The following is a 14,172-nucleotide window of genomic DNA, read 5'->3' as shown; positions in this document are numbered from 1 at the left end:
GAGGAGACACACCATGCACCGCACCCCGACCCTGCGCCGCCGCCACGTACTGGCGCTGGCCGCCGCCGCCAGCCTCGGCGTTCCCGCGTTCGCCCAGGCGCCGTCCGCGCCGCTGCGCGTCATCCTGCCCCTGGGCGCCGGCTCGGGCGTGGACACCATCATCCGCACGACGCAGAACGCGTTGAGCAAGGCCCTGGGCGGGCAGGCGGTGGTGATCGAGAACCTGCCCGGCGCGGGCGGCATCACGGGCACGCACGCGCTGGTGCGCGCGCCGGCGGACGGCCTCACCGTGGCGGTCATCTCCAACAACCACGCGGTCAACCCCAGCGTCTACAAGAGCCTGCCGTACGACAGCCTGGCCGACATCACGCCCATCTGCGTGGTGGGCGGCTCGCCCTTCGTGCTGGTGGTGAACCCGGCCAAGGTGCCCGCCAAGGACGCGAAGGAGATGCAGGCCTTGCTCAAGTCGCGTCCCGGCCAGTTCAACATGGGCTCCTCGGGCAACGGCACCATCATTCACCTGGCGGGCGAGATGTTCGTGGACGCGCTGGGCGTGAAAGTGACGCATATCCCGTACAAGGGCATGGGGCCGATGATGGTGGACATCATCTCGGGCCAGGTGGAGTTCGGGGTGGGCGCGGTGCCGGCGGTCCAGGGTCACCTGGCGGCTGGGCGTATGCGCGCCATCGGCATCATGGGCGCGCAGCGCGTGGCCTCGCTGCCCGACCTGCCCACGATCGCCGAACAGGGTTTCCCCTCGGTGGACGTGGCAGGCTGGTTCGCCGTGGTGGGCCCCAAGGGCCTGCCCGCGGCTCAGGTGCGGCGCCTGCACGACGCCGTGGTGGCGGCCTTCGCCGACCCCGATGTCAAGGCGGCGATGGCCAAGCAGGACAACTTCATCCAGCCCATGAGCCCCGAGCAGTCCGCGGCCTTCCTCAAGACCGAGCAGGAGCGCTACGCGCGCCTGGTGGCCAAGGGCGGCATCAAGCTCGACTGAGCCGCAGGTGCCCGACCGGGCGGAAATCAGCATTCCCTGAACGAGGGGATGCCTGGGGTTTCGGGGGCTTGCCGGGCCCGGGGCCGGCGTGGATGATGCGTGGATGCCTCGCGCCAGCCACCCCACGAGCCCCACCCCCGCATGCTGATCGCCCAGGTGTCCGACCTGCACGTCTGTGCCCCGGGCCAACTGGCCAATGGGGTGGTCGACACCAACGCCATGGCCCGCGACGCCGTGCGCGCCGTGGCCGCGCTGCAACCCCGGCCCGACGCGCTGCTGCTCACTGGCGACCTGGTGGAGGCGGGCGGACCCGAGTCCTACGCCCACCTGCTGGAGTTGCTCGCGCCGATCGAGCTTCCCCTGTATCCCCTGGCAGGCAACCACGACGAGCGCGAGTCCCTTGCCCGGGCCTTCGAGGGCCGCATCGGCCCGCACACGGCGCGTCTGCCCGGCTTCTGGCAGTACGCGGCCGCCCTGGGGCCGTTGCGCCTGCTGGCGCTGGACACCGTGGTGCCCATGAAGGGCCACGGCGCCTTGTGCGCGCGCCGGCTCGACTGGCTCGACCAGCGCCTGACCGAAGACGCCACGCCCACCCTCATCGCCATGCACCACCCCCCGTTCGCCACCGGCATCGGGCACATGGACGAGATGGGCCTGCTCGAAGGCGCCGAGGCGCTGGAGGCCATCGTGCGGCGGCACGGCCAGGTGCAGGCCATCCTGTGCGGCCACCTGCACCGCAGCATCCAGGTGCGCTTCGGCGGCACCGTGGCCATGGTCTGCCCGAGCACGGCGCACCAGATCGCACTCAACCTGTTGGGGTCTTCAGCCGATGGATACGTCATGGAGACACCCGGATTTCAACTGCACCTGTGGCACGGCGGGCGGCTGGTGAGCCACACCGCGCCGATCGGCGACTTCGGTGGCACGAAGCCTTTTGCCTGAAGCCGCCACCGTGGACACCGACGAACCGCTGACCGAGAACGAGTTTTTCCGGCTCTCGCTCGTCGCGGCGTGTCTGACGCGCGCTCGCGACGGTCTGGTGGTCGACGTCAACGCCGCCTGGGAGGCGCTCTCGGGCATTGCGCGTGGCGACGCCATCGGGCGCACGACCGTGGAACTGGGGCACTGGGAAGACGAGGCGCAGCGCACCGCCGCGCTGGCCAAGGTGCCCGGCACGCTGTCGCCCACCACGGTGCGCTTCAAGGGCGGCGAGCCGCACATGGTGCGGATGCACACGATTCTGCTGCCAAGCTCGTCCCGACGGCCAGAGGCGCTGCTGCTGGTGCAGATCACGCACGCCGAACGCGAGGTGATGGCCGAGGCCGCGCGCGAGCAGACCGCGCAGGCACTGCAAGAGGCCAACCGCGAGCTGCAGCAGCGCGTGGAGCTGCATTCCCTGATGGAGCAGACCGCGCACGTGGGCTTCTGGACGAACGCCGAGAGCGAGCAGGAGGTGTCGTGGTCGCCCGGCCTCTACGCCATCACCGGCCTGACGCCGGGCAAGGGCCTCACGCGGGCCGTGGTGCGCAGCGGCATTCACCCGGACGACATGCCGCACTGGCTGGAGGCCCGCAACAGCCGCGACAGCCGCGAGGTGGAGTTCCGTTGGCGCCACCCCGACGGCCACATCCGCTGGTTCCGCACGCGCACCGGCCAGACCATGGTCAAGGGCAACCCGCAGACGGACTTCGGCGTGGTGCAGGACATCACCACCGAACGCGCGGCGCGCGAGCGCCTGGCCGAGCAGCTCAAGCTGCTGCAGAACATCGCGGCGCGCGTGCCGGGCATCTTCTACCAGGCCCGCCTCACACCCGATGGGCGCAGCGAGCTGGGCTACATCAACGACGCCGTGCGAGAGCTGTTCGATGAGGACGCCGAGGCACTCATGCGCGATCCGCGCAAGCTGTTTCGCGTGCTGCATCCCGACGACCGCGAGCGCGTGGTCAGCACGCTGGCGCGTTCCGCCAAACACCTGCTGCCCTGGCGCGAAACCTACCGCGTGATGTTGCCCAAGCTGGGCCTGCGCTGGCTCAGCCTGGAGAGCACGCCACAGCGCGAGCCCGATGGCAGCGTGGTCTGGCACGGGCTGGCCACCGACGTGACCGAGGCGCGCCTGGACGCGCAGCGGCGTGACCGGCTCAACCGCATGCTGGCGGCCATCACGCAGGCGCAGTCGGTGTTCATCGAGGCGGAGGACAAGCGCCGCGCCTTCGAGGGTCTGCTCGACGCCTTCCTCAACGTCACGGGCAGCGGCTACGGCTTCCTGGGCGAGGTGTTGCACGACGAACAGGACCGGCCCTACCTGCGCACGCACGCGATGACCGACATCTCGTGGGACGAGGCCTCCCGCCTGGCCTACGCGTCGCACGCCGACACCGGCATGGAATTCCGCAACCTGCACACCCTGTTCGGCCACGCGCTTCGCACCGGCGAAACCGTCATCGCCAACGAGCCGCGCCACGACCCGCGCGCGGGCGGCATGCCTGGTGGTCACCCCGGGCTGAACGCCTTTCTCGGTATCCCGCTGGCGGTGGGCGAGCGCCTGGTGGCCATGGTGGGTCTGGCCAACCAGCCGGGCGGCTACAGCGCCGACGACGTGGCCTTTCTGCAACCGTTGCTGGGCGCGCTGCGCCAGCTCGTGCTGGCCTGGCGCCACCACGGCGAACGCCTGCGCACCAGCGCCCAACTCGAGGCCACCAGCGCGCTGCTGGCCGAGAAAAGCGCCGCGCTGCAGGTGACGCTGGACAGCATCAACCAGGGCCTGGTGAAGATCGACCCCGAAGGCCGCGTGAGCGTCTACAACCGCCGTTTCCTGGAACTGCTGGACCTGCCCGACGAGATGATGCGCCAGCGCCCCATGCACGACGACGTGGTGGCCTACCAGGCGAAGCGGGGCGATTTCGGGCCCGATTTCGCCTGGGTCGAGCCGCAGGCGCGCGACTACGTGGCGCTTGACCCCCAGGCCGACCTGCCTCAGCAGTACTGGCGCCGCACGCGCAGCGGACGCACGCTGGAGATCCACACCTTCCGCTTTCCGCAGGGCGGCCTGGTGCGCACCTACGCCGACGTCACTTCGTACATCCAGACGCAGGAGGCACTGCGTGGTGAGCGCCAGCGCCTGGCCTGGGTGCTGGAGGCCACGCGCCCAGGCATCTGGGAGACCAACCTGGCCGACGGCAGCATGCAGATCAACGACCGCTGGGCGGAGATGCTGGGCTACACGCGCGCCGAACTGGAGCCCGTGGACCACAAGACCTGGTCCTCGCGCGTGCACCCCGAAGACCTGCCGCGCGCCGTGGCGGCGCGTGAGCGCCACACCTCCGGCGAGCTGCCGTACTACGAATGCGACCTGCGCCTGCGTCACAAGGACGGGCACTGGGTGTGGGTGAACTCGCGCGGACGCGTCCACCAGCGCGACGCCCAGGACCGGGCCCTGTACATGTCGGGCACGCACCTGGACATCAGCGAGCGCGTGGAAGCGCAGGAGCAGATCCGCGCGCTCAACACCGGCCTGGAGCAGCGCGTGCGCGAGCGCACGGCGGAGCTGGAGCGCTCCATGCGCGACATGGAGGCCATCTCGTACTCCATCGCCCACGACCTGCGCGCGCCGCTGCGTTCAGTGAACGGCTTCGCGCAGCTCCTGGCCGAGGAGGAACTGCAGCGCCTGAGCGAGAGCGGGCGCGAGATGTTCCTGCGCATCTCGCGCTCGGCGCGCAACATGGGCCAGATGATCACCGACATGCTGGAGCTGCTGCGCGTGGTGCAGGTGGAGCTGGAGCCGCGGCCGGTGGACATGACGGCGCTGGCGCACGCCGTGGCCGAGGCGCTGGGCCCACAGGCGCCGCAGGTGACGGTGGACGTGGGCGAGTTGCCCGAGGCGATGGGCGATGCGACGCTGCTGCGGCAGGTGCTGAGCAACCTGGTGGACAACGCCATGAAGTACTCGCGTCAGCAGGCCGAGCCGCGTGTGCGGGTGGGCTACGACCCGGCCCTGCACGCTTACTTCGTGCGCGACAACGGCATAGGCTTCGACATGGCGCGCTCGGCCAAACTGTTCGGGCTGTTCCAGCGCCTGCACGCCGACAGCGAAGTGCCAGGGATGGGCGTGGGCCTGGCCATCGTGTCGCGCATCGTCGAGCGGCACGGCGGGCGGGTGTGGGCGGAGTCGGCGCCGGGGCAGGGCGCCACCTTCTGGTTCAGCCTGCCCAGGGCTTGAGGTCTTACTCGCGCTCGGCCGGGTCTTCGGTGTCGGGTGCCGCTTCGGGTTCAGCGGCGGCCGGTTTGCCCACCGTCTTGCGCGCCGCCGCGCGCGCCTGGCGCACCGCTGCCTTGTCGCCCGCGCTGGCGAACTTGCTGTACTTGCCCGTCATGGCCACCAGCTGGCCATAGATCTTGGGGTTGGCGGCCACGCATTCCTTCTGCTCCAGGAAGTCGGGCTCGCCCGTGAAGTTGCCGATCAGGCCGCCGGCCTCGGTGACCAGCAGCGCCCCCGCCGCCACGTCCCAGGGCGACAGGCCCATCTCGAAGAAGCCGTCGGAGAAGCCCGCCGCCACATAGGCCAGGTCCAGCGCGGCCGAGCCCGGGCGGCGCACGCCGGCCACCTTGGGCATCACCTCGCCCAGCATCTGCATGTAGGTCTGGAAGGCGTCGCCCGGACGGAACGGGAAACCGGTTGAGAGCAGGCAGTCGCGCAGCGCGGTGCGCTTGGCCACGCGGATGCGGCGCTCGTTCAGGTAGGCGCCGCGCCCGCGCGTGGCGCAGAACAGGTCGTTTCGGGTGGGGTCGTACACCACGGCCTGCTCGATGCGGTTGCCCACCATGAGCGCGATGCTCACGCAGTAGACCGGAAAGCCGTGGATGAAGTTGGTGGTGCCGTCCAGGGGGTCGATGACCCACACGTGATCCTTTTCGCGGCCCTTGCCGGGCTGCTCGCCGGACTCCTCGGCCCGGATGCCATGGCCGGGGTAGGCGGTCTTCAAGGTCTCGATGATCGCGGCCTCGGCAGCGTGGTCGATCTCGGTGACGAAATCGTTGGTCTGCTTGGCCGACACCCGCACGGATTCGACGTCGAGCGCTGCGCGGTTGATGATGGCGCCGGCGGCGCGCGCGGCCTTGACGGCCACGTTGAGCATGGGGTGGGTGTTGGACGACATGGATTGTGACCTTCGCGCCGCGGCGCAATGGTGAAGAGCAGGGGGTGGATGCGCGCCAGGGCCCGGGCGATGCGGGCGGCGACAATGGCGGGCGATTTTACCCGCGCCCCTGAAAAAGCCGCTTGCCGCATGAAAACCCGCTTCATCCTCATCGAAACCAGCCACGCCGGCAACGTTGGCGGCGCCGCGCGCGCGCTCAAGGTCATGGGTTTCGACGACTTGGTGCTGGTGCGCCCGCGCTGGCCCAACGTGCTGCGCAAGGAGGAGACCATCCAGCGCGCCAGCGGCGCCAACGACGTGCTGGCGAACACCCGCGTGGTCGATACGCTGGACGAGGCCCTGGACGGCATCACCCACCTGTGCGCCACCGCCATGACGCCGCGCGACTTCGGCCCGCCCACGCGCGCGCCGCGCGAGCACTTCGCCGTACTGATGGCCGAACCCGAACCACCCGCTGGCGTGGCCTTCCTGTTCGGCAGCGAGCGCTTCGGCATGGCCAACGAGGACGTCTACCGCTGCCACGTGGCGCTGTCCATTCCCACCGCGCCGGGCTACGGCTCGCTCAACCTGGCGGCGGCGGTGCAACTGGTGGCGTACGACTGGCGCCAGGCCCTGGGCGGCTTCGCCGTGGCCTCGCCCGTGGCCGCGCGCCCCGCGGCCGACGCGGCCGCCGTGGCGGGCATGCTCGAGCACCTGCAGCAGGCCCTGGTGGCGGTGGACTTCCTGGACCCGGCCGCGCCGAAGAAGCTCATGCCGCGCCTGCACCAACTCTTCAATCGCGCGCAACCGAGCGAGGAGGAAGTCCACATTCTTCGCGGTGTCGCCCGCGCCATGCTGCAGACCGCCGCGCGCGCGAAACGATAGACTGCAACGCCCCCGTTACAGCCTGTCTCATGTTCGACCGCCTCCGCTCCGACATTCAGTGCATCCTTGAGCGCGACCCGGCCGCGCGCAGCACCTTCGAGGTGTTGACGTGTTACCCGGGTCTGCACGCGGTGGTGCTGCACCGGTCCGCGCATTGGTGCTGGAACCACGGCTTCAAGTGGCTGGGCCGCTTCATCTCGCACCTCGGCCGCTTCTTCACCGGCATCGAGATCCACCCGGGTGCCGTCATCGGCGATCGCGTGTTCTTCGACCACGCCATGGGCACAGTGGTGGGTGAGACCGCCGTCATCGGCGACGGCTGCACCATCTACCAGGGCGTCACCCTGGGCGGTACCTCGCTCTACAAGGGCACCAAGCGCCACCCCACGCTGGGCCGCGACGTGGTGGTGAGCGCCGGCGCCAAGGTGCTGGGCGGCTTCGAGGTGGGCGACGGCGCCAAGATCGGCAGCAACGCGGTGGTGATCAAGCCCGTGCCGGCCGGCGCCACGGCGGTGGGCATTCCGGCGCGCATCATCCCCAGCAAGAAGGGTGAGAGCGCGGACGTGACCGAGGGCGTGCCGAAGTTTTCCGCCTACGGCATCACCCAGGAAGACGACCCGCTGTCGCAAGCCATGCGCGGCCTGATCGACAGCACCGCCAGCCAGGAGCACCAGATCGCGCTGCTGTGGCAGGCGATCGAGAAGCTGGCCAACACCCGCGAGCGCGATTGCGTGCCCACTGACGCGCAGCGCGTGGAGCATTTCGAGGCGGACAAGCTCAATCAGCTCGTGGGCAAATGAATCCGCTGCCCGACGGGCAGCGGGCGGGGCAGGCAGCGGAATTGCCGGGAGACGGTCCAAAGCCCCCATTGGGGCCGTTTCAAGGAGGCACCCCATGCGATCGCACCCCCGATCCTCTGCCAGCCTGGGCGTTCTGTTCGCGCTCGTGGCCGCCGTCGCGCTGAGCGCCTGTGACCGCAGCGCGGCACCCACACCACCCATTACCACCGACCCCGCCGCCACCCCGCGGCCCGAAGACGAGCGCAACCGCGTGCCACCGGGCATGCAGCCCTCGCCGGGTACGCCGGGCAGCACGCCGGCGCCCATGGCCCCGCCGTCGCCGAGCGAGCCGCCGGCCACCCCGCCATCGCCCGGCGGTTCGGGCACGTCGCCCACGCAGTGATGGCCGCGTCGAGGGGCGACAAGGCCCTGCGGCGCTATCAGGCCAAGCGCGATTTTTCCGTCACGCCCGAGCCGGGCGCGGCGCTGGGCGAGGCCGGCCCCGCGCTGTCGTTCGTGGTGCAGAAGCACCACGCGCGACGCCTGCACTACGACTTTCGCCTCGAGCTGGACGGCGTAATGAAAAGCTGGGCCGTGCCCAAGGGTCCCAGCCTGGACCCGGCCGACAAACGCATGGCCGTCGAAGTGGAGGACCATCCCGTGGCCTATGCATCCTTTGAAGGCACCATCCCGCCCAAGCAGTACGGCGCGGGCGAGGTCATCGTGTGGGACAAGGGCCACTGGCAGCCGCGCGGCGACCCGCGCAAGGGTTTGCGCACCGGGAATCTGAAGTTCGAGATGACCGGCCACAAGCTGCGCGGCGCCTGGGCCCTGGTCCGCATGAAGGGCCGCGACGAGAAAAAACCGGCATGGCTGTTGATCAAGGAGCGCGACGATTTCGCGCGCCCGGCGGATGAGTTTGACGTGCTGCAAGCCGACCCGGACAGCGTGTCCGCGCTGGGCGTGCCGGCCCCGGCCGGCTGGCCAGCCGCCGCGGTGCCCGCCGGCTTGCCGGACACGCTCTCGCCGCAACTCGCCGTGCGCGCGGAACAGCCCCCGCCCGACGGCGGTGAATGGTTGTACGAACTCAAATTCGACGGTTACCGCCTGCTGGCGCGCATCGACGACCGTGGTGTGCGACTCCTGACCCGCAGCGGCCTGGACTGGACGCACCGCCTCAGGCCCCTATGCCGCGACCTGGCGGGCATGAAGCTGCCGCCGGGCTGGTACGACGGTGAGCTCGTGGCGTTCAACGACCGCGGCCTGCCCGACTTCGGTGTGCTGCAGCAATCGCTGGAGCGCGCCCGCCCCGGCGAGCTGGTGCTCTACCTGTTCGACCTGCCGTACGCCGCCGGCCACGACTTGCGTGCCGCACCGCTGGACGAACGCCGGACCTTGCTGGAGCGCCTGATCGGGCCCACACCGCCCGACAGCGTGCGCCTGAGCGCGGTCCTGGAGGTGCCTGGCCGCGACGTGCTGGCCTCGGCCTGTCGGCTGGGCCTGGAAGGCGTGATCGCCAAGCGCCGTGACGCGCCTTACCGCAGCCGCCGCAGCGAGGATTGGCTCAAGATCAAGTGCGGCCTGCGCCAGGAATTCGTCATCGGCGGCTTCACCGAAGGGCAGGGCACGCGCGCCGGTTTCGGCTCGCTCATGCTTGGCGTGTACGACCGCGACGGCGCGCTGCGCCACGTGGGCAACGTGGGCAGCGGCTTCGACACCCGCACCCTGGCCAGCCTGCACCGGCGCTTGAAGGCACTGGAGCGCCGCGCATCGGCGTTTGCCCGCACCGCCCGACCGACCACGCGCCCGCACTGGGTGGAACCGCGCCTGGTGGCCGAGGTCGCCTTCGCGGGTTGGACGCACGGCGGCCACATCCGCCAGGGCGTGTTCGTCGGCCTGCGCGAAGACAAGGAGGCCCGTGACGTGACGCGAGAAATCCCCAAGCCCACAGACCCGCCCGCACCCGTGCCGGAGCCCACCGAGCCCGTGGTGCCCGCCCAGCCGCCCACGGCCGGCGCCCGCAGCTTGCGCGTGACGAACCCCCAGCGCGTGATCGATCGCCGCAGCGGCCTGACCAAGCTCGATCTGGTGCGCCACTACGAGGCCGTGGGCGAGCTGATGATGGTCCACCTGCGCGAGCGGCCCGTGGCCCTGCTGCGCGCCCCGCGCGGCATCGCGGGCCAGCGCTTCTTCCAGAAACACATGGACAACGAGCTGCCCGGCATCGTGCAGCTCGACCCGGCGCTCTCGCCCGGCCACGCGCCGTGGATCGCCGTGGCCAGCGCGCGCGGCCTGCTGTCGGCCGCGCAGTGGAACGTGGTGGAGGTGCACACGCAGAACGCTTCGCACCGCCGCTTCGAGCAGCCCAACCGCCTGGTGTTCGACCTCGACCCCGGCGAGGGTGTGGCCTGGCCCCGCATGCAGGAAGCGGCACTCTTGATGCAGGCGCTGCTCGACCAGTTGGGCCTGGTCGGCTACCTGAAGACCAGCGGCGGCAAGGGCCTGCACGTGGTGGTGCCGCTGCGCCCGCAACACGGTTGGGACACGGTGAAGGGCTTTTCCAAGGCCGTGGTCCAGCACATGGCGCGCACCTTGCCAGACCGCTTCGTCGCCAAGAGCGGGCCGAGGAACCGCGTGGGCAAGGTCTTCGTGGACTACCTGCGCAACGGGCGCGGCGCCACCACGGTGAGCGCCTGGTCGGCGCGCGCGCGCCCGGGCATGGGCGTGTCGGTGCCGGTGGACTGGGGCGAACTCGACGCGTTGGAGGGCGGCGACCACTGGACGGTGCGCAACCTGCACGAACGCCTGGCCACGGGCAACGAACCCTGGGCCGACTACCCGCGCCGCGCGCGCACGCTCAGCGCCGCCATGAAGCGGCTGGGCTTCAAGCCTGAAGGGGACTGACATGGCATCCCGCGTCGTCTGGAAGGGCGCCATCAGCTTTGGCCTGGTGCACGTGCCTGTGGCCCTGTTTCCCGCCGCGCAGGAAACGGGCATCGACTTCGACTGGCTCGACAAGCGCAGCATGGACCCGGTGGGCTACCAGCGCATCAACAAGCGCACGGGCAAGCCGATCAAGAGCGCCGACATCGTCAAGGGCGTGAAGCAGGACGACGGCGAGTACGTCATCGTCAGCGACGAGCAGATCAAGGCCGCCTACCCCGAGTCCACGCAGACCATCGAGATCGAGGGCTTCGTGCGGGCCGCCGAGATCGCCTTTCCGCTGCTGGAGAAGCCCTACTACCTGGAGCCCATCGGCAAGGGCGGCAAGGTCTACGCGCTGTTGCGCGAGGCCATGCTGGAGGCGGGGGTGATCGGCATCTCGCGCGTGGTGATGCACACCAAGGAGCACCTGGCCGTGCTGGTGCCACTGGGCCCGGCGCTGATGCTCAACACCATCCGCTGGGCCAGCGAGATCCGGCCCATGGACGAGTTGAAGCTGCCGCCCGCCGGCCGCACGGCCCTGGGCCTGAAGGCGGCGGAGATCAAGATGGCCACGCAGCTCATCGCCGACATGACCGCGCCCTGGAAGCCCGAGGCCTACGAGGACCGGTTCGTGGACGCCGTGCAGGCCCTGGTGCAGCGCAAGCGCGAGGCCGGCGAGGTGGAGACCGTGACGCCGATCGAGGAGACACCACGCGCCGAAACGCCGAGCAACGTGGTGGACCTCACCGAGCTGCTGGCACGCAGCCTGTCGCAGCGCAAGGGGGGGCCGGCGCGGGCCTCGGCCAAATCGGCCAAATCAGCCAAATCGGCAAAGCCAGCCACAAGCACGGCACGGCGACGCGCCTGAAATGCCCCATCCCCTCGGGCATGGCGATTGCCGCAGCGCGGGCGCTGCCTGCCGGGCCCCGGCGCAGCGCCCCATCCACCCTCACGAGGAGCAAGACCATGACCCTATTCCCACGCATCCACAGGACCTGGCCGATGGCGGTGCTGGCGCTGGCCCTGGGAGGCGCCGCCAGCGCCCAGACGGGCGGCAGCAACACCACCGGTCCCGCGCAGACCCCTGGCGCGAACACGTCGCCCACGCCGGGCAATGCCTACCCCGCCGGGCGCGGCATGTACGGTTGGTCCGAAGGCAACTACTCGCTGATCCCGTACTCCAGCCACGGCTACATCGGCTTCAACGCCGGCACCACGGATTGGGACGCGCCCTGTGGCACGGGAGGGTTCGCCTGTGACGACAGCAACAGCGCCTTCCACCTCTACACCGGCGGCATGTTCAACCAGTACATCGGCGCGGAGATTGGCCTGATCGACTTCGGCCGCGCTGACCGGGGCGGTGGCCGCGTCAAGGCGCACGGCCTCAACCTGAGCCTGGTGGGGCGCATTCCCATGGGGCGCCTGAGTGTGTTCGGCAAGTTCGGCACGCTGTATGGACGCACCGATTCGGAGGTGTTGCCCGGGTCCGGCCTCACGGCCGGCAAGGACAGCGGCTGGGAAGGCTCCTACGGCGTGGGTGTGGGATTCGACTTCACGCCGCGCTCATCCATCGTGCTGGAGTGGAACCGGTTCGACCTGAACTTCGAAGGCGTCGGTCAGCGCAACATCACCACCACGAGCCTGGGCTACGTGCACCGGTTCTGACGCGCCGGCGTCACCGCGCCCGTGAGTTCAGTGGTGGTGGCCGTGCGCGCCGTGCGCATGGCCGTGCTGCACCTCTTCGGGCGAGGCCGCGCGCACATCCAGCACCTTCAGGGTGATGGTGAGGTCCTCACCGGCGAGCGGGTGGTTGCCGTCCAGGTGCACGGTGTCGCCCTTGATCTTCATCACCGTGAAGAGGTGGCGGCGGCCCTGCTCGTCGCTGCCTTCCAGTTGGCCGCCCACCTTGATGCCGGGCGGGAACTGGGTCTTGGGAATGGTGGTGACGAGCGACTCGTCGCGCTCGCCGAAGGCCAGCGAGGGTTGCAGGGTGATGGTGGTGGCGAAGCCTTTTTCCTGGCCCTCCAGCGCCACCTCGATGCCGTGCAGCGTGTTGCCGTAGCCGCCGTGCAGGTAGGCGCGCGCGGTCTTGCCGTCGTCCAGCACCTTGCCCTGAGCGTTCTGGATGCGCGCGTTGAGGGTGACGACGGTGTCTTTTTCAATCTTCACAAGGGTTCCTTTCAACGGACGGGGCGCTGGGCGTTCTTGGGTCGCCAGGCTTTGATGACTTCTTCGTGCGTCTCGATGTAGGGACCACCGATCAGGTCGACGCAGTAGGGCACGGCCGCGAAGATGCCGTTCACGCGCACCGAGCCGTCGGCGTTCTTCGCGCCTTCCAGCGTTTCGGCGATGGCCTTGGGCTGACCGGGCAGATTGATGATCAGCGTTTCGTCGCGCACCACCGCCACCTGGCGCGACAGGATGGCCGTGGGCACGAAGGCCAGGCTTACCTGACGCATCTGCTCGCCGAAGCCGGGCATTTCCTTGTGCGCCACGGCCAGCGTGGCCTCCGGCGTCACGTCGCGCTTGGCCGGCCCGGTGCCGCCGGTGGTGAGCACCAGGGCGCAGCCCATGTCCACCAGCTCGATCAGCGTGGCGCTGATGCGGTCCTGCTCGTCGGGGATGAGGCGGGCCTCGAAGCTGATGGGGTTCTTCAGCGCGCGCGTCAGCCAATCCTGCAGCGCGGGCAGGCCCTGGTCCTGGTAGACGCCGCTGCTCGCGCGGTCGCTGATGGAGACGATGCCGATGCGCACCGGGTCGTGCGCGGCAAGAGATTCGCTCATTCTGATTCGCCGGGTTCGTCGCCGTCGCCACGCGCCAGCGCGGCCTTGACGTGTTGAAAGATGTCGCGGTAGGCCTTGTCGTGGCGCTGCGCCTCGCCGGGGCGCTCCTTCACGGCCTGCGCGTCCTTGCGCGCCTGGCGGATGAGAGTGCGCAACTGCTGCACGTCCGCCTCGGCGTCAAGCGCGAGCCAGGCGGTGAGGGCCTCGTCGTCGGCGATCAGGCGGTCGCGCCATTGCTCGGCCTGGTGCAGTTGCAGCGTGGCCTCGGCCGAGGGGCGGTGCTGCTCCTCGATGGCGGTCTCGATGGCGGCGATGGTGTCTTCGGGCAGCTTGCGCATGAGCTTGCCGATGTACTGCACCTGCCGGCGCCGGCCCTCGAAGTTGGTGATGCGCCGCGCCTCGGCCAGCGAATCGACCAGGCGGTCGTCGAGGCCCAGGCGGTCGAACGGCCCGGCGGGCAGGGTGAGCAGTTGCTCGCCCAGGTTCTGCAGGCGCTCGCTGAGCTTTTTCAGGTCGGTCTTGCTCAGCTCGCCGCCCTTGGCGTCGCGCTTGAGTTCCTGGTCCAGCTCGCTGCCCTCGGCCACGAAGTGACCGCGAACGAAATAGCCTCGGGTGGGTTTGCGCGACATGGGGAATGTTGGGGCTTGTGCGTGGCGGCGGGCGCCGCGCAA

The 14,172-nt window shown here is 69.9% G+C and carries 13 protein-coding genes; 9 read left to right on the top strand and 4 right to left on the bottom strand.

Features of this window, described 5'->3' with window-relative positions; all coding sequences use genetic code 11:
- The first annotated feature begins 13 nt into the window (after positions 1-13).
- The 3 genes from BN948_RS11290 to BN948_RS25645 all read left to right on the top strand — a co-directional run bounded on the left by BN948_RS11290 (position 14) and on the right by BN948_RS25645 (position 5,213).
- Entirely contained in the window at positions 14-997 is a 984-nt protein-coding gene (locus BN948_RS11290) for a Bug family tripartite tricarboxylate transporter substrate binding protein (protein WP_009520204.1), read from the top strand.
- Positions 998-1,138: 141 nt separating this feature from the next.
- A complete protein-coding gene (locus BN948_RS11285) occupies positions 1,139-1,939 on the top strand; it encodes a phosphodiesterase (protein WP_009520203.1) in 801 nt (266 codons plus the stop codon).
- A 10-nt stretch (positions 1,940-1,949) separates the two neighbouring features.
- Entirely contained in the window at positions 1,950-5,213 is a 3,264-nt protein-coding gene (locus BN948_RS25645; RefSeq protein WP_162182745.1) for a PAS domain-containing protein, read from the top strand.
- 4 nt (positions 5,214-5,217) lie between these two features.
- Here BN948_RS25645 and BN948_RS11270 read toward each other — a convergent pair whose 3' ends face one another.
- The gene (locus BN948_RS11270; RefSeq protein WP_009520200.1) at positions 5,218-6,150 is read right to left on the bottom strand and encodes an inositol monophosphatase family protein; all 933 of its coding nucleotides are present in this window, start codon (positions 6,148-6,150) and stop codon (positions 5,218-5,220) included.
- A gap of 129 nt (positions 6,151-6,279) precedes the next feature.
- On the opposite strand from BN948_RS11270, the gene BN948_RS11265 reads away from it, so the two are divergent.
- From BN948_RS11265 to BN948_RS11240, 6 genes are all read left to right on the top strand, one after another.
- A complete protein-coding gene (locus tag BN948_RS11265) occupies positions 6,280-7,014 on the top strand; it encodes an RNA methyltransferase (protein WP_009520199.1) in 735 nt (244 codons plus the stop codon).
- A gap of 29 nt (positions 7,015-7,043) precedes the next feature.
- A complete protein-coding gene (gene cysE, locus BN948_RS11260; RefSeq protein WP_009520198.1) occupies positions 7,044-7,814 on the top strand; it encodes a serine O-acetyltransferase in 771 nt (256 codons plus the stop codon).
- A 94-nt stretch (positions 7,815-7,908) separates the two neighbouring features.
- Positions 7,909-8,196 carry a hypothetical protein gene (locus BN948_RS11255; RefSeq protein WP_009520197.1) on the top strand — a complete coding sequence of 96 codons (288 nt, stop codon included), beginning with the start codon at positions 7,909-7,911 and terminating at the stop codon, positions 8,194-8,196.
- Entirely contained in the window at positions 8,196-10,697 is a 2,502-nt protein-coding gene (gene ligD, locus BN948_RS11250; protein ID WP_009520196.1) for a DNA ligase D, read from the top strand. Before BN948_RS11255 ends, ligD begins: the two co-directional genes overlap by 1 nt.
- 1 nt (position 10,698) lies before the next feature.
- The gene (ku, locus tag BN948_RS11245; RefSeq protein WP_009520195.1) at positions 10,699-11,586 is read left to right on the top strand and encodes a non-homologous end joining protein Ku; all 888 of its coding nucleotides are present in this window, start codon (positions 10,699-10,701) and stop codon (positions 11,584-11,586) included.
- A 98-nt stretch (positions 11,587-11,684) separates the two neighbouring features.
- Positions 11,685-12,383, top strand: a complete 699-nt coding sequence (locus BN948_RS11240) for an outer membrane beta-barrel protein (RefSeq protein WP_009520194.1) — start codon at positions 11,685-11,687, stop codon at positions 12,381-12,383.
- Between the two features lie 27 nt (positions 12,384-12,410).
- Here BN948_RS11240 and BN948_RS11235 read toward each other — a convergent pair whose 3' ends face one another.
- From BN948_RS11235 to yjgA, 3 genes are read right to left on the bottom strand one after another with little or no spacing between them, the layout of a single operon-like run.
- Entirely contained in the window at positions 12,411-12,887 is a 477-nt protein-coding gene (locus BN948_RS11235) for an FKBP-type peptidyl-prolyl cis-trans isomerase (RefSeq protein WP_009520193.1), read from the bottom strand.
- Positions 12,888-12,898: 11 nt separating this feature from the next.
- Positions 12,899-13,501 carry a molybdopterin adenylyltransferase gene (gene mog, locus BN948_RS11230; RefSeq protein ID WP_009520192.1) on the bottom strand — a complete coding sequence of 201 codons (603 nt, stop codon included), beginning with the start codon at positions 13,499-13,501 and terminating at the stop codon, positions 12,899-12,901.
- Positions 13,498-14,130: a ribosome biogenesis factor YjgA gene (gene yjgA / locus BN948_RS11225; protein ID WP_009520191.1), complete on the bottom strand. Its 633-nt coding sequence runs from the start codon at positions 14,128-14,130 to the stop codon at positions 13,498-13,500. The genes mog and yjgA overlap by 4 nt, the downstream gene beginning before the upstream one ends.
- Positions 14,131-14,172: the final 42 nt, after the last annotated feature.

This window comes from Hydrogenophaga intermedia (assembly GCF_000723405.1).
GTDB classification, from domain to species: Bacteria; Pseudomonadota; Gammaproteobacteria; order Burkholderiales; family Burkholderiaceae_C; genus Hydrogenophaga; species Hydrogenophaga intermedia.
This window is presented reverse-complemented; position numbering and strand designations above follow the sequence as displayed.